At 51.7% G+C, this 20,013-nt stretch carries 19 protein-coding genes and 1 pseudogene; 6 read left to right on the forward strand and 14 right to left on the reverse strand.

The window, feature by feature from the left end:
• Positions 1–30: 30 nt before the first annotated feature.
• The 13 genes and pseudogenes from radC to J1C59_RS21530 form a co-directional block, all read right to left on the reverse strand.
• Complete coding sequence (radC, locus tag J1C59_RS21470) at positions 31–672, reverse strand: RadC family protein (protein WP_244312089.1); 642 nt, start codon at positions 670–672, stop codon at positions 31–33.
• Positions 673–1,446: 774 nt separating this feature from the next.
• A complete protein-coding gene (locus tag J1C59_RS21475) occupies positions 1,447–1,842 on the reverse strand; it encodes a DUF1380 family protein (RefSeq protein ID WP_128086795.1) in 396 nt (131 codons plus the stop codon).
• A gap of 52 nt (positions 1,843–1,894) precedes the next feature.
• On the reverse strand, positions 1,895–2,317 hold the full coding sequence (locus J1C59_RS21480; RefSeq protein ID WP_128086796.1) for a DUF1380 family protein: 423 nt from the start codon (positions 2,315–2,317) through the stop codon (positions 1,895–1,897).
• Between the two features lie 45 nt (positions 2,318–2,362).
• On the reverse strand, positions 2,363–2,800 hold the full coding sequence (locus tag J1C59_RS21485) for an antirestriction protein (protein ID WP_128086797.1): 438 nt from the start codon (positions 2,798–2,800) through the stop codon (positions 2,363–2,365).
• A 463-nt stretch (positions 2,801–3,263) separates the two neighbouring features.
• On the reverse strand, positions 3,264–3,494 hold the full coding sequence (locus J1C59_RS21490; RefSeq protein ID WP_128086798.1) for a hypothetical protein: 231 nt from the start codon (positions 3,492–3,494) through the stop codon (positions 3,264–3,266).
• 33 nt (positions 3,495–3,527) lie between these two features.
• Positions 3,528–4,181: a DNA methyltransferase gene (locus tag J1C59_RS21495; protein ID WP_128086799.1), complete on the reverse strand. Its 654-nt coding sequence runs from the start codon at positions 4,179–4,181 to the stop codon at positions 3,528–3,530.
• 327 nt (positions 4,182–4,508) lie between these two features.
• Positions 4,509–4,847 (reverse strand): hypothetical protein, encoded by a 339-nt coding sequence (locus tag J1C59_RS21500; protein ID WP_128086801.1) that lies wholly within the window; start codon positions 4,845–4,847, stop codon positions 4,509–4,511.
• Positions 4,844–5,089, reverse strand: coding sequence for a hypothetical protein (locus J1C59_RS21505; RefSeq protein ID WP_242281425.1), 246 nt, complete (start codon positions 5,087–5,089; stop codon positions 4,844–4,846). Before J1C59_RS21505 ends, J1C59_RS21500 begins: the two co-directional genes overlap by 4 nt.
• 36 nt (positions 5,090–5,125) lie before the next feature.
• A pseudogene (locus tag J1C59_RS21510) lies at positions 5,126–6,054 on the reverse strand (DUF1281 domain-containing protein).
• Positions 6,055–6,414: 360 nt separating this feature from the next.
• Complete coding sequence (locus tag J1C59_RS21515; protein ID WP_128086646.1) at positions 6,415–6,858, reverse strand: SemiSWEET family sugar transporter; 444 nt, start codon at positions 6,856–6,858, stop codon at positions 6,415–6,417.
• Entirely contained in the window at positions 6,855–8,258 is a 1,404-nt protein-coding gene (gene dalD / locus J1C59_RS21520) for a D-arabinitol 4-dehydrogenase (protein ID WP_242281426.1), read from the reverse strand. Before dalD ends, J1C59_RS21515 begins: the two co-directional genes overlap by 4 nt.
• A gap of 465 nt (positions 8,259–8,723) precedes the next feature.
• Positions 8,724–10,157 carry a glycoside hydrolase family 32 protein gene (locus J1C59_RS21525; protein ID WP_128086647.1) on the reverse strand — a complete coding sequence of 478 codons (1,434 nt, stop codon included), beginning with the start codon at positions 10,155–10,157 and terminating at the stop codon, positions 8,724–8,726.
• An 18-nt stretch (positions 10,158–10,175) separates the two neighbouring features.
• Positions 10,176–11,414, reverse strand: a complete 1,239-nt coding sequence (locus J1C59_RS21530) for an MFS transporter (protein ID WP_162287382.1) — start codon at positions 11,412–11,414, stop codon at positions 10,176–10,178.
• Between the two features lie 245 nt (positions 11,415–11,659).
• Here J1C59_RS21530 and J1C59_RS21535 point away from each other — a divergent pair, with 245 nt between their 5' ends.
• Entirely contained in the window at positions 11,660–12,655 is a 996-nt protein-coding gene (locus J1C59_RS21535) for a LacI family DNA-binding transcriptional regulator (protein WP_128086649.1), read from the forward strand.
• A gap of 599 nt (positions 12,656–13,254) precedes the next feature.
• On the opposite strand, the gene J1C59_RS21540 is transcribed toward J1C59_RS21535, so the two are convergent.
• Entirely contained in the window at positions 13,255–13,569 is a 315-nt protein-coding gene (locus J1C59_RS21540) for a LuxR C-terminal-related transcriptional regulator (RefSeq protein WP_158086893.1), read from the reverse strand.
• Positions 13,570–13,889: 320 nt separating this feature from the next.
• Between J1C59_RS21540 and J1C59_RS21545 the strand changes: the two genes are divergently transcribed.
• The 5 genes from J1C59_RS21545 to J1C59_RS21565 all read left to right on the forward strand — a co-directional run bounded on the left by J1C59_RS21545 (position 13,890) and on the right by J1C59_RS21565 (position 20,012).
• Complete coding sequence (locus J1C59_RS21545; protein ID WP_242281427.1) at positions 13,890–14,927, forward strand: winged helix-turn-helix domain-containing protein; 1,038 nt, start codon at positions 13,890–13,892, stop codon at positions 14,925–14,927.
• Positions 14,920–15,390, forward strand: a complete 471-nt coding sequence (locus J1C59_RS21550; RefSeq protein WP_140916936.1) for a hypothetical protein — start codon at positions 14,920–14,922, stop codon at positions 15,388–15,390. Before J1C59_RS21545 ends, J1C59_RS21550 begins: the two co-directional genes overlap by 8 nt.
• 542 nt (positions 15,391–15,932) lie before the next feature.
• Entirely contained in the window at positions 15,933–16,679 is a 747-nt protein-coding gene (locus J1C59_RS21555) for a fimbrial protein (RefSeq protein WP_128086849.1), read from the forward strand.
• Between the two features lie 48 nt (positions 16,680–16,727).
• A complete protein-coding gene (locus J1C59_RS21560) occupies positions 16,728–17,234 on the forward strand; it encodes a CS1 type fimbrial major subunit (protein ID WP_128086848.1) in 507 nt (168 codons plus the stop codon).
• A 429-nt stretch (positions 17,235–17,663) separates the two neighbouring features.
• On the forward strand, positions 17,664–20,012 hold the full coding sequence (locus J1C59_RS21565; protein WP_242281428.1) for a TcfC E-set like domain-containing protein: 2,349 nt from the start codon (positions 17,664–17,666) through the stop codon (positions 20,010–20,012).
• The last annotated feature ends 1 nt before the right edge of the window (position 20,013 follow it).

Here is a 20,013-nt window from a genome sequence, read left to right on the forward strand (position 1 = left end):
GGGCAACCCTGCCAGCTAGGTTGCAACGGTTTACCCGTTGAGTTGCCCCCGCTCAGCCAGTGAAACAGTCTCGTTCCCTGCCACAATGATATGGTCAATCAGCCGTACAGCGACCAGCTCAAGGGCCTTTTGCAAGCGTCCGGTTATCGTAATGTCTGCCCGGGATGGCTCATTCTTAAACGAGGGGTGATTGTGGCTCACAATAACCGCTGATGCGTTAAGCTGTAGCGCCCTGTACACCACCTCCCGGGGATGAATTTCGACGCTTGAAACAGACCCCTGAAATAACTCTTCGTAGGCAAGCAACTGGTGCTGGTTATTCAGAAATGCGACCGCAAAAATTTCCCTTTCGCGCCAGGCAAGTTTTGCGCTAAAAAAAGCCTCAGATACGTCAGGTGCGGCAAAGAATGTCCCGGTGGGATAGCGATGATCGATAGCGCGTGCGGCTTCCTCCAGGATCTGGCTCTCCGTGGCCATAACGTAATTTCCCTGCGCATCGCGAATTTGAAGGCGGGTGAAAAAGCGGACGTTATCACTGACGCTCTCCAGGCAAGGCCCGGGGACTTTAGACGCGGTGCCGTCAGGGTTCTGCGCGTTATGGCTGGACTTCATCTCAACTGCAGCACGATTGGCGGTTGAATCAGGGGTGACGTTGGCGACTGTGTTTTTCATGGCATGGCTCCTTAAATCCGGCTGAGTAGGTGCAGCACGCGCTGCGGACCCGAAAAAGACCTTCTCTGACGCGGGTTTTATCTTTCCGGTCTGGCCTTTCGCGGCGAAGGGCAAAGGAGCAACGGCAGACGACCGGAGTACGGGCGTCACCGGAGGCCGCAGCGCAAGCGAGCCGGGTTTATGGCGAGTGCGAACGGGCGAGGAACGGCGAAGCGAACCTGTACGGCAGGGCGGATGACGGTGCTACGAAAAGCCCTCCGCGAAAGTCCGGGCCGGAAGGCAGTAAAAGCCGTCAGGGACCGCCCGGCGGTCCTCCCTGGAGCCGCGGCGGCCCCTCTGCCGGGGCGGTGAAGGCACCGGCGACAGCCGGTTGCAGGGGTTGCGTCAGCGATGGAAACCCGCAGGGCCGGGACGGCCTGCCGGCCCGGTGCGCAGCATGACAGCGCGCCCGGACGCCCAAAACCCTGTTCCCGGACAGGCAGTCATGCCGCAGATTCTGAACACGGGGAAAAACAGACTGCTGAAACAGAAACCGCGTAAGATCCTTAAAAACAGACCTGTTTTTACTACATCATGCCGGCCCTGAATCCTGAACCCGCCCAAATTAATGCCCTGCAGCCGCACGCACAGGCGGATTTTTCATCGTGAGTTCCGTAATGCCTTCAGGGACACGGGCGGTGGGGCCGCAGGCCCTGCCGCCGCTGTTGCCGGTGCAGGCGGCGGGGTTTTGCCCGGATGGAACCGGCAGCGGGCCTCCCTGCCCGGCCCCCTTTATTACTGGTTTATAGCGAGGTATGCGCGCCTGAGTGCGGCCTGAATCGCGTCCGTTTGTCTGCCTGAGCCTGCATCCGGCAGCCTGCCCGCCGCCTGCATCAGTATTTCCAGATCGCCAGCAGACAGGGTCACGGGACGGCTAAGCTGTCCGGCGGCATAGCGAGTGTTATCGGCGAGCACGCGGAGGGTTTCGGCTCCCACACCCGCCTCGTGCTGCGCATCCCTGTCCCACGTGGCGAGGTCGCAGACGATTTCGGCGGCGGTTTCCGCCGTTACGTGCTCCTCCCCCATAACCCGTATCACGTCTTCTTTACGCCAGATAATCAGCGTGATCTTCCTGTCGCCCTCAAACTGAATTTTCAGGTCGTTACACAGCTGGCTTACGGTTCCGTACATGGTTTTCTCCTTACCGGGGCAGCCCTGCCGCCCCGTGCTGTCAGATTCGTGTTTATTCGCCGCTCTGCTCTCTCAGCAGCGCACTGATCCGAAAGAGCGCCGCCGTTTCCGCCGGGAACCGGCGGGCAGATGCGCCTTCACCGTTCTGTGCATCCTCAAGCCGCATAAAGTCCCACGCCACTTTAAGTGCCGACTCAAGCGCGGCGGCGGGCACGGTCGCCACGCGGGCCTGCTTTTCCTCCTTGCGGATGTTCTCCAGCACCGCCTGAAGGGTTTCCAGGCTCACGCCATAATCGTGCTGCGCGTCCAGCCCGCAGATTTGCTGCACGATTTCAGCGGCGGTTTCTTCCGTTACGCTTTCGTCGTCGAGAACGGCCAACACGTCCTCTTTTGTCCAGATAATCAGCGTCATAAGCTCGTCAGATTTGAAACGCTGCAACAGGCGGGCGCAAAGTTCGTTAACGGTTCCGTACATGGTCTTTTCCTTTTAAGAGGGGCGGCCATGCCGCCCCGTGATTTATCAGTTCAGGGCACAGAAAATGGCGGCGGCTTCGGGATGGCCTTTCACACATTCCATCAGCTGGCGGTGGCGCTGGCAGAAGTGCGCGCTGAGTTCTTCGTCGTCGTGGCGGTCGTACAGCCAGCTGCGATGGTTAAGAACCAGCGCCGTGATAATGATCCCCGCCGCGTCGGCGCTAATTTCCAGCTCCGTCCAGTGATACGGGTTTGAATACATGTAGCGTTCTTCGCCTTCCGGCTTCATGTACCCGCCGCCGCCCGGCAGTTGTACGAAATCCCAGACCGTACCGTCATAGTTCGCCAGGTAGCGGCTGGCGTAGAGGTACACGTTGTTTTCAGCCTGCGCGTAATCGTGACCAAACAGGGAAGGCAGAAAACGCAGGCTGACAAAATCGGCCAGAACAGACGCCGGTTGTAAAACGTGGGGTTGTGTGTTCATCAGACATCTCAGCAGTCAGAGGGGGTTAAAGTTCCGGCCTGTGCCGTGACTGAATGACAGCCCGGCGGAAAGCGGAGTGTTCAGGAGCGACACCGCAGGCCGCAGCGCAAGCGAGCGGGAGACGGGATTACGCACGGCGCTGGCGCGAATTTCTGAGCGGCGGCGCGACGGAAGTAAGCGCGGCGGAGCGAGTGCGAACGGGCGAGGATGGCGAGCGGAGCGATCTCTTGAACACGCAGCGGCCGGGCTAAAGTGAAGTCACGGCACCGGCCGCAGTCCGCACGGATAGGTTTTTTTGCCCTGTCCCGCCGCATGGCGGAATAAAGCGGCGCGCAGCAACATCCGATTTGCATTTGTCCACAATCCGGGTGCATAGACTGGCGATAACCCTGTGGACTAAAGCGCGGCGGCCGCAGTATCTGAGTACAGACAGCAGGCGGCCATAAAATGACCGCTCGGTCCGTTATTTCAGGTGGCTGCGCATTTCGGCAGCGCGCCGGTACAGCGCAACCAGTTCTGTATCAATCTGCTCGATTAGCATTCCGGCCATCTTCTGGGCCGGCGCCGCGCCGCGGAAAAGATGGCGCTTTGTCATGTCCCGCAGCCGCAGATGAAACTCGTAAAGCGATTCCTCCAGGTCGTTAATATCGTCGGTAAGCTGCGTGTTATCGGTTGTCAGTGTCTGGTCTGTCATGATGCTGTGCTCCTGGTCTGGTTAAGAAAAATGTTATGCGGCACGGGCGGAACGGGCAGCGCGCAGCTCACCCAGGCGGCGCAGGCCGGCAGTGTGGTACTGCTCCAGCAGTTCGATCCCGATCCAGCGGCGGCCGCACTGGTCAGCCGCGACGCAGGTCGAGCCGGAACCTGCAAACGGGTCTAAAACCAGGTCGCCGGGCTTCGTGAAGGTTTCAATAAGCGGCTGCAACACGCTCACCGGTTTTTCGGTAGGGTGGTGCCGGTTGCCCGTGTACTGCCAGGGCATCACGTCGGGTAAAGGCTTCGCCGGCAGCGGCGGGCGTCCTTTAGCCAGCAGGTAGGCGCTTTCATGCTGATACCCGACAAATGCCGATTTCGATGCGTACGTTTTGGTAAACACAAGGTGCCCGACGACGCGAAAGCCCGCCGCTTTCCATGCCTGCATAAAGATGTCCACGCGGTTCCAGCCGTAGAAACTCACCGCCAGGCTGTCCTTTTTAAGTACGCGGAACATTTCACGGCTGGCCGGCAGCACCCACTCGTCGCTCACGTCGTTGGCGATCGAACGGCCGGAGCGGTCCTTAAAGCCGACGAGGTACGGGGGATCGGTCAGAATGAAGTCGATGCTGTTATCCGGAAAGCCGGCCATGATCTCTACGCTGTCGCCACGCATGAATCGGGACATAGTTATGCTCCTGAGTGTAGGGGGGCACCCCTGTGGTGCCGTGACCACCACAAAGACGGGCGTAAAGCGGAGCAGGCAGGGGCGACACCGGAAGCCGCACGCGCCGCCGGAGCGGACTGAATGTCCCGCGCACGGCGGGGAACGGGTGAGGATGGCGGCGAAGCTTCCCTTGCAGGCGAAGCGGCCCGGCTACCGTGAGGGCACGGCACTTTATCCCTGCCGGTTTCCGGCCGCAGGACGGGAAGCGGCAAAAGAGGCGGAGCGAAGCGACTTCATTATCCCTTACAGATGAGATGCCGCCGGTCGGGGCGGCATCGGATGAAAATATCAGGGCCGGTAATCTTCCCACCGGCAGTCGCTGCGGTCACAGATGACGGGCGCATCCGGCGAACCGCTCACCCTCCACTCATCGAGGAACCGCAGTCCGGCCAGCGTTTCTGCCTCACGTTCATCGAGCAGAACGATGCTTTTGAGCCAGACGCTGCCCCGATCAAACTGCCAGTAGCAGCCCTGCGAACAGTCGGGGCGCTCCGGTGTCCACCAGTTTTCGCCCATCCGTTCGCATGCGGCTTCGGCCAGCCTAAAGTCCTGCCCGCTGAGCAGCATGTGGTATTCGTGTGAGGTGCTGCCTGTTTCTTCCTGATAACTGACCAGCCAGATGTTCATTCAGTCTCCCTCCGGGCCTTCATGCTTTCTGCACAGTCGCGCATAAATCCCCAGCTGAGACTGATATCAGCATCCAGCGTCCTGTCCGCAAGTTCGATCGCTGTAGTTACTTCACCGGGCGTAAGTTCCGGGTCAATGTCCTCAAAGTCGTCCGCCATCCAGATGTGGGCCACGCACGGCGTATCCGGGGCAAATCCCGACAGGCTGGCCATCAGGCCCGCCAGGGTAAGTTCTCTTTTCATCATCCTGTCCGGCGGGGCTTCCCCCGCCGTCTCCCGTCAGCCGCCATAATGGCCGATGTTGTTTACTATCCAGTCCGGCCCGGTCACGCACGCAATGCCGTCCTCGTCCTCTTCATCCCGTTCCAGCTCACCGCAACGGCTGTCGGTCAGTTCGCCATCGCTGTAGGCAGCGAACCCGCAGAAGTTACAGCCGCTTTCTGCGTACCAGTGCTCAGCAGTCACACTGAAACGCCTGCTTAGAGCTTCAAAGACCCGGCTGTCCGGCGGAGACCAGGGGGTGTCAAAATGCACTTCCATAAAGTCCGGCCCGCAATCACCCACCTCCAGTGCGTACCCCATTGGCCACTTCACGCCGTACTGCGCGATATTAAACTCATAGCCGCCTGGCACGCCGTCCAGCAGGCCACCGTTGAAACCGTTAATTTCCACATTGAGACGGGTGGGGAGCAGCAGATGCATGTCAAATTCAGCAGAGCCGTCTGCAATAGAATCACTGTCACTCGTGCTGATCCAGAACTCACTCACACTGCTCCCGCGCATGCCTGACCAGTCGAAAAACTTACGCTTCCATAAACTATTCATCACCGCTTGTGCCTCATCATCCAGCACATCCCACGTGCAGCTTCGGATACCGGTGGCCAGCCACAGGTCGTGCAGCCGGTAGCAGGTTTCGTCCGTCAGTTCCGCGCCGTCGCGCAGCTGCACGAGCCACTGCGTAAAGGCGCGGTTTTCCGGCGTATCTTCACCCTTCCCCGCCGCCGTCAGCGCCGGGAAAGGCGCATACGTTTCGTCCGTAACAGGACGCAGCAGCCCAGCCCAGCGCAGCCTGCCAGGAACAGTTGAATACCCTCCGCTTCTGCCCGTGCGTATGCAGGACGCACCTCTCCCCGCATATGGGCCCGTACCTGACTCACGTTCTCCGACAGGCCGGTCACACGCAGCCTGTTTGCACACCAGTTCGGCATGATCCTCTCCTCAGTCAATGGTTGCACGGCCTCACCTGCGCCGTGCCGACACAGCAGCCGGGCGCAAAGTGAAGCCAGCAGGGGCGACACCGGAAGCCGCACGCGCCGCCGGAGCGGACTGAATGTCCCGCGCACGGCGGGGAACGGGTGAGCAATTGTGTTACGAGTCAATGCTGTTTTGCTTTCGGAAGGGGATATTTAGCCCAATGACAGTTTTAAGCTGAGAGTGTCACTGATGAGTTCATGAGCCAGTAGTTTTCATAAGGGACGCCATACAGGAAAGCAGGCGAAGCCGCATTTGAGATCCGCCTGTTTATCGTTTATCAGTTCTGCACTATGTAAGTAGTGCATCAGTGATGACTACTTATTTTCTCTTTTTAAACGGGATTCATCTGGTGTTTTAAGAGGGCGCAGCCGCCTGATGCGTGGCTTGAGTATGACGCGAGGCATTCTCACGAGCCTGCGGCTGTTTTTGTTGAAAACAGGGCGTTCATGCCAGAGTTTTAATAAGATCACAGTCAGTGCGAGGAGTGCAGTAATACCATTTGCCGTCATCACTGGAATATCGCTCATACGAAAGCCATACCATGCCCAGCAACTGACACCAAAAAACAGAGCTCCCCACATACCCAGTGATAGTCCACTGGTATCTTTGTTTTTAATAATGTGAAGGACCTGTAGGCAGAAAGACCCGGTGGTGACCCAGGCAGCAAGCGTGCCCAGCCATACTGGCCAGGGAGAGAGTAAAAAGGCCGACAGCAGCGCCGCTATGATGGTTAATACAACCAGTAGGATATTTTTCATGCGATGACTCCTGCCTCTTCTAACCCTCTGTCAACGCACTTGAGCGCCAGCAACATATCTTTATAGAGTTCGGGATGACCAGATAACCCACCCCAGATTTTTTTACTTTCAGTAAAGGCAAGAAGCGGATCTTCAGCGCAGAAGATAGCCCTAAAGTCCACTTCTTCCAGGGCACGATCCTCGTATTCAAACAGTAAGGTTTCTTTCTGTTGGCGCTGCATGAAACGCATCCAGAGAGCAGACAATATCATTGTGGCATGGGGTCTTGCTCCCTGAGCATATACCGCCCTGATCACCGGCAGAATGTACTGATGCAGTTTAGCAATACTGTCTGATGATACGCGTTGAGTGGTATCCCTTACCCAGCGATTACTGAACCGGCTCAACGTAATGTCACAGTATTCCCGTAGATCGGCATCGTTTAATTCCAAAGTCTTTTTGACATCATGCATTACGTAATCACGTATCCACTGCACTACCTGAGGTGTGAGGCTTTCATCGATATAATCCTTTCCCATAAGCGCACCGGCCCAAGCAACGCCACTGTGACTGGCGTTGAGTATGCGGATTTTTTTTTCTTCGTAATGCATTACGTTGTCTTTAAATTCGACGCCTACCTCTTCCAGAGCAGGACGTCCGGCAATAAAGCGGTCCTGTACGACCCATTGGGCAAATGACTCACAGGAAAGCGGTACCTGATCGCCATCGATTCCATGCTCAGCTAGGCGAGAAAATATTTTCTCGTCAAATTTCGGGGTGATACGGTCAACCATACTATTCGGTGCAGATACATTGCTCTTAGTCCACTTCAACAGACAGATGTCGTCTGAAGCCTGAACGAATTCAGTAAGACCTGTCAGAATACTGTCGCCATTGTTACGCAGATTATCGCAGCTGAGCAGCGTGACCGGCCCTGCGCTGGACTCTAGGCGCTGACGTAAAATCCTGATTAATGCGCCATACAGAGTTAAGGGGTCACTATTCCCCGCTAAATCAGCGATAACAGCAGGATGCTGAAGATCGAGGTGGCAATCATCGTTCAGAAAGTAACCACCCTCTGTTACCGTAAAAGAAATTATCCGCGTATCTGGATGTGCCCCCTCTTCAATCAATGACCGCATGCCAGGGTTCCACAGGATAATTTTACTGACCGAGGAGATTGTCTGGTAGCGACGCTCTCCGGCTGGAGAAATGAGCTCCAGCGTGTAACGTCCCTTTTGCGCACTTAGGCGCTGCAGTGTCTCTTGCGTCTGGCTGTTGCGAATATTAGCTAACGCAATTGTCCACCGCGTGTCTCCTTTCAGATGCAACTGATTCAGATACCATGCCTGATGTGCTCGGTGAAAAGCGCCTGCGCCAAGATGCAGCCAGGTAAGTTTTTTATAATCGGTTTTAGACACATTTTCTCCTTAATCCATGACAGATGAGGGTGGTGTTACCTGTAACAGTAACATACTCTTCAATCAATGTGACCGAGGGAACTATTGCTGCTGGGTATCATTGCAGGGACAAGAGAAAAAAATTCAGGTAGTAGCCATCTGGTTAAATCGTTTTTTTCACCATCCCACATTATTTCATTTTAATGGTTATTATACTCTACATATATATCTTCATGGGATTTTAAATACTCTGTCTCTACATGTTAGAAATTGATTAAAAGATTTTATTTATGGATTACAGTTAACAGCAGAAAAGACAGCCATTTACAACATTGAACGGATATCAGACGAAACCCCCTGCCATTATAAATATTACCTACTTCAGGCGTCTCCATGCATTTTTATTGGCATTCCTAAGGCTGGCTGCGCACCGCTAACCAGCGTAATTGCTTTACGTATTGATTGAATACGAGTACATTATTTTATTTATTCAAGTTGCCATGCGCCGCTCTCTGATAATAATGCGCTGCCATTCCATGCAAATAAACGCAGTTCCCTATCTCCCGCGTCCGGATATATCCTACTGCTAAGACATGCCTCACCATTATTGATGAATACTTCAACAGACGAGCGGTCAATATACAATCTCAGACTGAGATCATTGTCGGGATTTATTGTCACACTGCGCACTCCGCACAAAGCGTACTGCGGATAATAACGTTCCAGCACAAGACGCTGCATCTGAATATCCATATATACCCGCAATCCCTTACCAAGGCTAATACCATATTGTTCAGCGGTACTAAGAGCGCCTTTCCAATTAAGTATTACCTCTACGGACTCAGCTTCATCCAGCACACTTATCTGCTCATTCTTCAGTGCTCTGGCTGGCCATGAGAACCAATTTTGACGCAGGCTCTCCATTTCTTTGACAGGGCACATCTGCAGGCGATTATCGTCGCTAAGGCTTAGCTCGCGAGGCAGCGAAAGCATTCCAGCCCAGCCGTCCTGTTGCTCAGGCAGCGGTGATTCCCACATATCCAGCCAGCCAATTACAATACGTCGCCCGTCCGGTGTAAGAAAACTTTGTGGTGCATAAAAGTCGTGCCCATAATCCATTTCTGCGAATTCACTGGTACGAATAAATGGCAGACCGGGTTGCCAGTCCCCGATGATATAGCCGCTCTGGAACAAATTTCGGTTGCGAAAGCCTGCTGCTGCTAATCCCTGCGGGGAGAACATCAGCACTCGCTTGTCATTTAAAGTAAATAAATCAGGACACTCCCACATGAATCCCATTCCTGATTCAGCTTTATCCAGTACACCTTCTTCATGCCACTGGTGCAAATCCTCTGAGCAATATAAACGAACCTCTCCGGTGTCACCCATGCGAGCGCCAACAACCAAATACCAGTAATCACCTTCGCGCCAGACCTTCGGATCACGAAAGTGATGCACGCCCGGCGGTGTATCCACTATTATGCCCTGGCGTTCAAAATGAATGCCGTCACGGCTGGTTGCCAAGCACTGAACCTGAAAAAGTTCGTCTTCGTTAGCAGTTTCACCATGATATTTGTGTCCCGTGTAGATCAGGGCCAGAATATCACCATTGACCACTGCCGAACCGGAAAAGCACCCGTCCCTGTCTTCAGGTCCTTCCGGAGCGATCGCCACCGGCAGATGTTCCCAGTGCACCAGGTCCTTACTGCGTGCATGCCCCCAGTGCATTGGCCCCCACTGGTTAGAGTATGGATGATGTTGATAAAAAGCATGATACCAGCCGTCGAACCATACCAGGCCGTTAGGATCATTCATCCAGCCTGCTCTTGCGGCCAGATGATAGCGCGGATACCAGCGTAGATTGAGCGTGTTACACTTTGCCTGGATTTCGTGTTCAGCATTAGCAATCGAGTAGGTCATTGTCTGCACTCTTTTAAGTCAGATAGTTGAAAGTTGTGGTATCTGCGAATCTGCCGAAGCATTGCTGGAGCGCAATAAAAAAATTGAAATGAAGCTAATACCGAATACCAAAATCCCCATGAACAGGTAGGACTCAGCGAATCCATACTTTTCGTAGCTGTAACCTGCCAGAGGGGACAGTATCGAGGCTATCAAAGAACTGGTACAGGCGAAGCCCACAAGGTAAAGTGTTGACGACAGGCGTTTGTCAAAATTAAGACTGTTGTATTTGAAGATTGCGACCAGAAGCACGGGTAACTCTACAGCGTGAAGCAGTTTAGTGACGGAAATCAGCAATGGCCCTTCGACCAGACCGGAGGCGACCATGCGCATCGCCATCACCATGCCAGCAAATATAAGCCCGCTTTTAGCGCCAATCCGGTTTACCAGCCAAGGGGCACAAAACATTCCTGCCGCTTCGAGGAAGACCTGGAAAGCGTTCAGATAACCATACATCATATTGCCTTCCTGCGGGGTGGCAAACTGCGAGGAGAAATAGACCGGAAATTGTTGATCATAAACGCCATAAATACAGATACCTACAACAAAGAACACCAGTGCCCAGAAGCGTGGCAAAATCAGCAAGCGCAATGCGTCCTGTAGCGTTACTTTACCTCCCGCAACAGCTTCCTGCATGGCATGTGTCGCAGAAGAAACGTGTAGCCTCGCCAGCAACAACATGAAAATTAATCCGGAAATACTGGCGACTGCAAAGTTCAGTTTTGGATCGATATTAAACAGTAGCCCGGTAAAAAATGTTGCTAATGCCCAGCCCAATGATCCCCACATACGTGCTTTACCAAATTCAAACTGACTCTGACGTGCAACACGTTCAGTATAAGATTCCAGCACGCCGATTCCGCCGTTAAAGGTCAGGCCAATAAAGATACCTCCAAAAAGGCTGCCAAGCAGGATGTTAATTTTGAGCAAATATCCGAACAACAGATATGCTGGGCCGGAGAGGATCAGCATTGCCGTCAGATACCACAACAGGTGCTTACGCAGGCCAAGCTTGTCCTGAATAAAACCATAACAGACTTGAGCAAAAAGAGCTGATGCCGAAAGCACCGCAAAAATGAATCCCGTTTCTCCTGCTTTAAGGCCAACCTCCTGATGTAGCCAGATAGATAGTAAAGAGCCGCACGAAGACCATGTAATAAAAAAGAAGAACAGTAGCGCGCTCAGCAGTGGGTAACTGTAATAACGATGAACCTTCATCACGACGTTCTCATATTGGTTAAGTCACTCTATGTTAACGTTAACAAAAAATAACTATGACTAATTTTAGTGAAATTTATGATGTTAATCACAAAGGTTAACGTTAACATGACGGACTGTGGCAGCGACTTACCTGATAAATCTCAAGCCCGGACTTATGCTTAAAGCAAAATAAAAATTTATTATTTGTTTTATTTCATTAAGTTATGTTTATTTAATTAGTGCAGTAATGAAGGAGTATCAGAATGACTTCCCTGAAAGATGTGGCTAATCTGGCAAACGTATCGATAATGACCGTCTCGCGCGCACTAAATAGCCCGGAGCAGCTCAGGCCAGAAACTCTCGCCCGCGTGCAGGCGGCCATTGCCAAAATAAACTATGTACCTGATTTTTATGCTAAAAAAATACGTGGCGCTCATACTTCCCCAAGAACCATTGGTGTGCTTGCGCTCGATACAGTAACCACACCCTTCTCAGTGGAAATTACGTTATCTATTGAGGAAACGGCCCGGGCCCACGGCTGGAACAGTTATGTAGTCAATATGTTCTCTAAAGACAGCCCGGAAACTATGGTTGACTTACTACTTTCTCATCGTCCTGACGGTATTATCTATACCACTATGGGACTGCGTCAGGTACCTATTCCCGTAAAACTCCTGACGCTGCCCTGCGTACTCGCAAACTGCGAAAGCCATGACGAGTCTGTGGCAAGCTATATTCCGGATGATGAACAGGGGCAGTATACTGCGGTAAAGGCAATGCTTGCCGCCGGTTACAAACGTCCGCTCTGCATGCATTTACCCGAAAAACATCTGGCGACCAGTCGCCGCCATCAGGGGCTGGAGCGTGCATGCATAGAAGCTGGAGTAGATCCGGGCATGTTTAAATATATTTATATGGAAGCGGGTGATGAGCATTATCGTGATATCCCTGCTCAGTTGTTGAAACATATCCGACAAGGCAAGCCATGGTTTGATGCGGTTATCTGCGGCAATGATCGCATTGCTTTTATGGTATATCAGACATTGCTGACAGAGGGCCTAAGGATCCCGCACGATGTTGCGGTTATAGGCTATGACAACATGGTGAGTATTGGCGACCTGTTCATTCCTCCACTTTCTACTGTGCAATTGCCGCATTATGAAATTGGCCGCCTGAGCGCTCTGCATATCATTAATCAGCAAACACATAAAAACACCATCAAGGTGGAAAGCCCGCTTTTGCTGCGGGAATCAATATAAAACCACTTGTAACTTTGATGAATCATAGTTACATCACCGGATTTTTTGGGGGTGCCGTATTTTTTGTGGCTAAATTTATAATTTGAAATCCATGTCTGACGCTAAAAACCGATTTTTTACTTAAATATTGCTAATTAATACCTCATTAAAAAGTTATACAGTGGTGTCAGATCATATAGCAAGGCGGATATCACTAGGTATAATGAATGTCCCGCGAGACTAACTCGTCAATGATTATCTTACCCGGAATTAATATTCATTTTTATGGGTAAATATTGCATTAAGTTAAAATAAGAACAGTGAAAAAAAACCCAGACTTAAACTTTATCAGCACTTTTTGTAAGGATCTTGCTTACGTGTTCATAGAAATTGAATGTGAAAACCTGTTGTGATACATAATCTCGCTGAATACCAGCTTCACTAAGTTGCTCATCCGCCTCGCACTCTGTCTGATAAATAAGCTCAACGGTGTCTTTGATCAGATTCTCTACATGGAACGTGATCATCCCATCAATAATTTCTTCTCTGAATCACTAAGAGATTTACTCATCTTACGTCCCTTTAAGTCAGTTAATTTACAAAGGAAATTATCAATACTGTCAAAATAAACTGCGTTTTAATATAAAAGACTCGGCCTTCTCACTCTTAAACACACTTCTGTTACCCCGGAACCATGAAAACATTTCAAAATTGGTTTTCACCTGCAACTTTTTCATAGCTGTTCTTTTGTAATAACTGACATTCTGCTCGGTTGTCTGCATGAGCAGCGAGATATCCCTGGGTTTCATGCCGGTCATAAGAAACCAGATGATACACACCTCCTGACTTTTCAGGCGAATTTCTGTTCCGGCGGCGTTAATAACTTGCATTGTACTCTGCTCTGCTCTCTCAGGCAGAGACCATTCAGATTGCATGGGTTTATTCCTTTCAAGTGAGAAAAACATTTTAAGAAAACCAAGCAGAAGAGCAGCTTAAATTTCATTTACTTTTATAAATCAAAAAAAACATATATCATTCAGTGCGTTACGCAACTAACCTGAAGGGGGCGACCATTATCCTTGGATAAGTTAATGAGTAAAGGCCAGTTAGTTAATAAAAATAATTACTTTTTTTTACCGAATGGACTATAAATAATGATTAGGAATTTTCTTAGACGAACAGTAACAGCGATAAAAATAATTAAAACGCCTTTCACAGAGCGTTGTTTCAATCACCTGCCAGGGCTTTAATAAAAATGAAACGCATTTACATTATTGGCGATAACGTCAAATTTATTCTTTCTGAAAAATGTCTGGTCAGGCTGGACAGTGATACTAAAGTCAAACTAAGAGCACCAGGCGCCTTCTGCCTGCTGTTACTGATTGAAAATCATGGCAAACTGGTCACTCACGATGACCTGTATAAATTCGGCTGGGAACGCTTTGGCATGACAGCTTCGCTGAATGTGCTGCATAACACCATTTTCTATTTACGAAAAATGCTGAATCAGGCGGGGGATTTCGACAATGGGATTATCGAAACCATTCACCGGCGGGGCTTTATCTTCAATCTGCAGGTTTCTGTTGCGCTAACCTATATCAATATGGACACGCCTGAAGAAGAAGAAACGATGCAGGCGGAGGAGCAGGATCAGGACAGCGATGACGCGGAGGGCTTTCTCTTCCCGGCAGAGAGTGAAAGGGCTGAGGAGCAAAACAGCGACGCGCCACGCGCAATGGCCGGACAGGCGAACCCGCCGGAAACCCGCCCTGCTCTGCGGCAGGCCGGTGAGACAGAATCAGTAAAGGCTAAGTCAGAGATGAAAAGCAGCAGTGAGACATTCAGCAGTCCGGGCCTGATTCAGCCCGAGGGGGTTGCGATTATTTATTCGGCCTCTGTCAGAACATCAGACACTTTATGCGGGCCAGCGGTAAAAAAGCGTGCTGTCACTATTGCGTGGCCGCGTTATATTTTGCTGCTCAGCATCCTGCTGATTATCGCCTGCTCACTCATCCTCTACCCTGCGGTTTCCCCCGGGAATTATGTTAATACGGGAAAACTGGGGGCCTGTGAGGTTTATCAGAATAACCGCGCTTACGATTTCAAAAATCTTAAAATGGTGGATTACCTCAGTCGTTTCTGTAAAGATCCCAGGGTGCTTTATCTGACCAATTATCCCTACGGCAATAAGGTCTCCGCGATAAACTGCCGCGAAAAGATCGCCCTGTTCTCGGACGACATCTGCTATTCAAACTATTTTATTTACAAAGACACGGGTTATTATCATGATTAAAAGGATTTTTTTTCTCTCAACCGTGGGGCTGGCTGTCGCACTGACGTCTTTTACGATCTGGTATAGATATGGCATTACATCCGGCTTCTCCTGCTCCGGCAACATTAACTTTCACAGAGAGTCGGGTATTATGCGTCTTTCGACGAAACTGAATATTGATGAAAATAGCGGAACACTCTCAATGAACGGATTTGTAACTCGCGAAGATGGCACCCGTGAGAATGTAAACCGGACGGTGGTCTTTACCAGTCATCATGTCGGCTCGCGGTATACCTGGGTCTCGGGTCAAATCCTCGCCTCTATTGACGATAAACTCTCACCTGAAATGGCCAGCGTGTGGTTTCCGGAATTTTATCGTGAGCCAAAAAGTAAGGTTGAACTGTTCATTTCCCGGTTGAATATCAATTCAGTAATGCTCTCCGGTGAGTTCGTTCCATATTATGTCTGTACTCAGCGGCACTGACGCTGCCGCCATGAATCCACCGTAAGTGGGATGAAATGCGCCGTTCAATCATCTCACTGCGCGATAAGATGATTTATCGATACACCTTTTTAATTTTCTTTATTTTCTATAAATCTAGAAAAATCAGTGACTTGAGAACATGAGCGCCTCCATCCTCCCCGTAATCCTCAAGTGCAAACACTCCGATTAGTAAAAAATAAGGCAAAAAAATTTTAATTAAAGTGCCATCTAAATAATAATTTGTTTAAATTCAGTCACACATTAGCTGGCTGAATCTTCTCTTATATAATAATTAACATTTCAGTTTCATTCTGACGGCATCAATTATTTTGGCAATCTTGCATATGACATATCCTGATGGTAACGCTAACTTCCTGAAAAGAAAATCTGCTGTAGAAAAAAAGAACATTCAATTGAAATAGGATTTTAAGGTTGATTTTTAACCTTCAAGATATCTTCAGGATAATATCCTGCGCGCCTTTAAGGCAATAGTAAGGAGATGACAATCGCTCACACTCAGACAAATAATTAAGGACATATAGATGAAAATCTGGCCTTTTACCAGCACCACTCAATTTTTAACGGCAATTTGCGCTTCGTTTTTTTTCCAAACCACACATGCAGCTATGTATGTGTACCCGATGGAAACTGCCGTAGGAGAGAATGGATCTTCTCAGATAAGAGTGATTTCCCAGGATAATGACGTTCAGTTCGTCAAGATTAAGTTAAAAAAGATATTAAATCCTGCAACTGATAAGGAACATGAAGTTGATTTTGACATGTCTGACGCCAGTCAGCTTATCATTACGCCTCAGAAACTGGCTCTTGCCGCAGGGGGCGAAAGGCTGGTAAGAATTGTTTCGGTTAACCTTCCGCAAAAAGAAACCACCTGGCGGGTTTATTTTGAAGGCGTTAATGAGATTACATACAATCTCTCGCCGGGCGAAAGTAAAAGCGCAGCAGGTGACGCTCAGGTGGGCGTTAATATTATCTGGGGCGTGCTGGTTCACGTGGCACCACAGAAAGAGGTTGCCAGAATGGAATACAGTCCTGCGTCAGGAAAAGTGACCAATAGCGGTACTATTCGCATTCCCGTGAAGGAATTCGGTACGTGCAGCTCAGCCAGCGACTGTAAGTGGGAAAAAAAGGAAATAACGCTTTACCCGGACAGCATAGTTTCCATTCCAGGAATAAAGTTCCTTCCCGGAAAGACTTACAAAATAAAGTATTTTAACTGGATTAAAAATACGACTGAAGTGATGGAATTGCCTGCTTCACTGGTAAGGTAGCTCCCTTTATTAATGAAGGGTTTATATAAAACACTCAAGGAATGCTCAATGAAAAATAACCTCAAAACCGTTATTGGTGCAGCTGCACTTATGGCCGCGTTCAGCGCCAGCGCCGTACAGCGTGATATTACCGTAACCGCCGATATTGACTCAACCGTCGACGTGACGCTGGCTGACGGTTCTGCACTTCCGGCCTCGGTTGCCATGCAGTACCTCCCGGGCAAGGGACTGGATTCCCACAAGCAGAACATCAAGTTCTGGTCTAATGCCGTTAACAAGGACCTGAATGTCAGCCTTGCATCATCTCCCTCGCTGACGGACGGGAACGGCGGTAATGCGATCCCGCTGAGCGTGTCGGTCAATGGCACGGCGTTAACAACAACAGCGGCTGTGCTCACCTATGCCTCACTTTTCCCGACGGGTATCACTAACGGTTCCGCCATCGTGCCGCTGGTAATTTCACAGGCTAACCAGCAAGCAGCCATCACCTCCGGCAAATACAGCGGCGTCGTAAGCCTTGTTGTGACTCAGGCTACTGGCACCCCTAGCCAATAATAATTCGCCCGCAATGTAGCCTTGACGGGACGTGTGTCCCGTCTTTTTTTCAGGGAGCCTGGGATGAATAGTAAACTCCGACTTCTGACTGCAGCGATCATTGCCGCCCTGCCGCTCTGCGGCATGTCCTATGCAGAGGTGCGCGTTCCTCCTGGATTTGAAGAGCTTGCCCGCGGGCAGAATATGATGCTGGAAGTTTCACTGTACGGTGAGTCTCTCGGTGTATTTGAGGCAAGGGTTGACCTGGAGACTGTTCAGTTCATGCATCCCCGGGAGCTCACTGCTGCCGTACTGAAAAAGTATGCCAGCGTACCGGGCCTGCAGGCCCTGCTCCAGAAGTCTCTCCGCTCTCCTTTAAGACGTAATGGTACCCTTTCCTGCGGTACTAATGGCAGGGTACCGGGCTGCGATTATATTGACACCGACAGCATGGCCATTATTTACGATGAAAATAATGCCCGGGCCGGTTTATTTCTTGGGCCGCAGTATCGCCCTAAAAAAGACGCTCAGGACATCTATTATGACGCCAGTGCGGACAGCAGTAATGCGCTGGTTCATCAGCAAAATGTCAACTTTGTTGCTGACAGAAACTATCAGTCCGCCTCCGTCCAGGGCAACGGTTCGCTGGGCGTGACGCAGAATGGCTATCTGAATATTGACTGGAACTGGCACGGCCAGCGCGCGCGTTCATCCAGCGTGCAGGAGGCGGAGGTCAGCAACGCCTATTTCCGGCAGGACCTCTGGAAGCGCGTCTATGTTCAGGGCGGAATGATGGATGCTCGCGACATTTTCAGCAACGCCGGCGGGAATATCAACCTCAGCCAGCTGCCCCTGGGTAAAATTCGTGGTGCGCGCCTGGGGTCCACCCTGTCATGGGTCAACATGGATAAGGTTTCCCGGGGCACACCCGTTAACGTTTTCCTTTCCCAGGACTCCCGGGTGGATGCTTACCGCGATGGCCAGCTGCTCTCCTCTTTCTACCTTAAGGCCGGCGCGCAGGAACTTGACACGCGAACCTTCCCGGCAGGCAGCTATGTCGTCTCTTTGCGCATCTATGAAAACAGCCAGCTGGTCAGAACCGAAACCGTGCCCTATACCGGTACCGGCAGCGCGCAGCCTAGCTCCTTTCAGTGGTTTATTCAGGGCGGGAACATCAGCGATGACGGCGGCGTCAGGCAGCGCTCTGATGATGACAGCAGGCGCGTTGTGCAGGGCGGACTGCGCCTGCCCGTGACCGCAAACGCATCACTGACCGCAGGCGCTGCCCTCCTCCGCGACGCACGCTACTGGGAAGGTGCAGCAGACTGGGCGCACGGATTCAGTTCAGGCCCCCTTGACGGCATGATGACAACGCGCGCCAGCTATCTGTATGGCAGCGACGGCTCCCGGGGGAATATTCAGCAGCTTAACTACAACGACGGCTTTTCTCTCAGCTTCTACCGTTCGTCAATGACCGCACCTGACTGTGACAATCAGGCAGAACACCGCTATAGCTACAGCGGCTGTTATAAAAGTACTAACGTCATGCTGTCCGTCCCCTTTTCTCAGTGGTACGGCACGCTGGGCTATGCGCTCAGCAGTAACGAAGGCCGTTACGTATATCGTCGTGACCTGCCCGATGATGACAAAAACGCACAGGCAGGCGTGCCCTGGGAGCAGGTATACCAGACTCGCTCGCGCAGCCGGACCTGGCAGACCGGCGTGACGCGACAGTTCAGATGGAGCAGCGTCAACGTCAGCTCAAGCGTTAATGCGTTTATGCGTAAAGACAGCGGCTATGACGGCACGGACAAGGGTGCCTTCCTCACATTCAGCCTGTCGCGCGCCTCAGGCGGCACCGCACGGTCAAGAAGCACGGCGTCTGCGGGCGCCAGCTGGCAGACCAGCCAGCGCGGCGGTGACCGGCTGGGCTACAACGCGGCCTACAGCCATTACGCAGATGATACGGGTGAAAACGAGCTGGGTGCCTCACTTTATGGCGTCAATTCGGACACCGTGAACGCTTCGGCCTACGGCCGGGCCGGTGGGCAGTACGGCAGCGGCGCGCTTACGGTCAGTGACGCCTGGCAGAAAACGGGTAATGCCCACACGCTGAGCAGCAGCGGAAATTACAGCTCCTCTCTTGTTATCGACCGGAAGGGTCTCTTCTGGGGACGGTGGGGAGACGGCAACCCGTCCTCGGCCGTGACGGTGGGGGTGGAGCAGGACGACGAACAAAAGGACTCAAGAGTCAGCGTATCGCTGGACAGCGGGGGGCGGAGTGATATAAGCGGCAACAGTCGCGCCCTGTTTACCGTGCCCGGCTACCGGGAGACGACGTTCACCATTGCGGAGTCCGCGTCATCACCGGCAGGTACCAGCAGTGAAATCAGCAAAGGAGCCGGTTCGCGTACGTTATTCATGACCCCGGGCCGGGTATTTAACCGGGACATTGTGGTCAGTACCCGCTACACGTGGCTGGGGCAGATGACCGACGCGCAGCACCGGCCGCTTGAGGGGGGAATTCCGCTTAACGTCATGTCCTGGACGCCACTCGGCGGGGGCGGATTCACGCTGGAAACAAACAGGCAGCTGAAAATGCTGTACGTGATGAAGGACCAGGCGTTCTGGCAGTGCAGCATGAAAGTGAGGGCGGTCCGTGACGTGGTGCGCTACGTAGGGGCAACGGCGTGCGAAAGCACGGACATGGCTAACCTGCCGGGAGCAGAGCAGAAGCAGGTTGAGCTGATGACTGCGGGCAACGTTCGTGATGCCCGCCCAACGGCAATGAACGAGTAAG

The sequence above is a fragment of the Pantoea deleyi genome (genome assembly GCF_022647325.1).
Taxonomy (GTDB): domain Bacteria; phylum Pseudomonadota; class Gammaproteobacteria; order Enterobacterales; family Enterobacteriaceae; genus Pantoea; species Pantoea deleyi.

Excerpts from the sequence above, each read along its gene's own strand:
- radC (WP_244312089.1), bottom strand. The coding sequence starts at position 672 with ATGAAAAACACAGTCGCCAACGTCACCCCTGATTCAACCGCCAATCGT.
- J1C59_RS21500 (WP_128086801.1), bottom strand. The coding sequence starts at position 4,847 with ATGAACATCTGGCTGGTCAGTTATCAGGAAGAAACAGGCAGCACCTCA.
- J1C59_RS21525 (WP_128086647.1), bottom strand. The coding sequence starts at position 10,157 with ATGACCTACTCGATTGCTAATGCTGAACACGAAATCCAGGCAAAGTGT.
- J1C59_RS21485 (WP_128086797.1), bottom strand. The coding sequence starts at position 2,800 with ATGAACACACAACCCCACGTTTTACAACCGGCGTCTGTTCTGGCCGAT.
- J1C59_RS21480 (WP_128086796.1), bottom strand. The coding sequence starts at position 2,317 with ATGTACGGAACCGTTAACGAACTTTGCGCCCGCCTGTTGCAGCGTTTC.
- J1C59_RS21530 (WP_162287382.1), bottom strand. The coding sequence starts at position 11,414 with ATGAAGGTTCATCGTTATTACAGTTACCCACTGCTGAGCGCGCTACTG.
- J1C59_RS21545 (WP_242281427.1), top strand. The coding sequence starts at position 13,890 with ATGAAACGCATTTACATTATTGGCGATAACGTCAAATTTATTCTTTCT.
- J1C59_RS21560 (WP_128086848.1), top strand. The coding sequence starts at position 16,728 with ATGAAAAATAACCTCAAAACCGTTATTGGTGCAGCTGCACTTATGGCC.
- J1C59_RS21515 (WP_128086646.1), bottom strand. The coding sequence starts at position 6,858 with ATGAAAAATATCCTACTGGTTGTATTAACCATCATAGCGGCGCTGCTG.
- J1C59_RS21540 (WP_158086893.1), bottom strand. The coding sequence starts at position 13,569 with ATGCAATCTGAATGGTCTCTGCCTGAGAGAGCAGAGCAGAGTACAATG.
- J1C59_RS21550 (WP_140916936.1), top strand. The coding sequence starts at position 14,920 with ATGATTAAAAGGATTTTTTTTCTCTCAACCGTGGGGCTGGCTGTCGCA.
- J1C59_RS21495 (WP_128086799.1), bottom strand. The coding sequence starts at position 4,181 with ATGTCCCGATTCATGCGTGGCGACAGCGTAGAGATCATGGCCGGCTTT.
- J1C59_RS21490 (WP_128086798.1), bottom strand. The coding sequence starts at position 3,494 with ATGACAGACCAGACACTGACAACCGATAACACGCAGCTTACCGACGAT.
- J1C59_RS21535 (WP_128086649.1), top strand. The coding sequence starts at position 11,660 with ATGACTTCCCTGAAAGATGTGGCTAATCTGGCAAACGTATCGATAATG.
- J1C59_RS21475 (WP_128086795.1), bottom strand. The coding sequence starts at position 1,842 with ATGTACGGAACCGTAAGCCAGCTGTGTAACGACCTGAAAATTCAGTTT.
- J1C59_RS21565 (WP_242281428.1), top strand. The coding sequence starts at position 17,664 with ATGGCCATTATTTACGATGAAAATAATGCCCGGGCCGGTTTATTTCTT.
- J1C59_RS21555 (WP_128086849.1), top strand. The coding sequence starts at position 15,933 with ATGAAAATCTGGCCTTTTACCAGCACCACTCAATTTTTAACGGCAATT.
- J1C59_RS21505 (WP_242281425.1), bottom strand. The coding sequence starts at position 5,089 with ATGAAAAGAGAACTTACCCTGGCGGGCCTGATGGCCAGCCTGTCGGGA.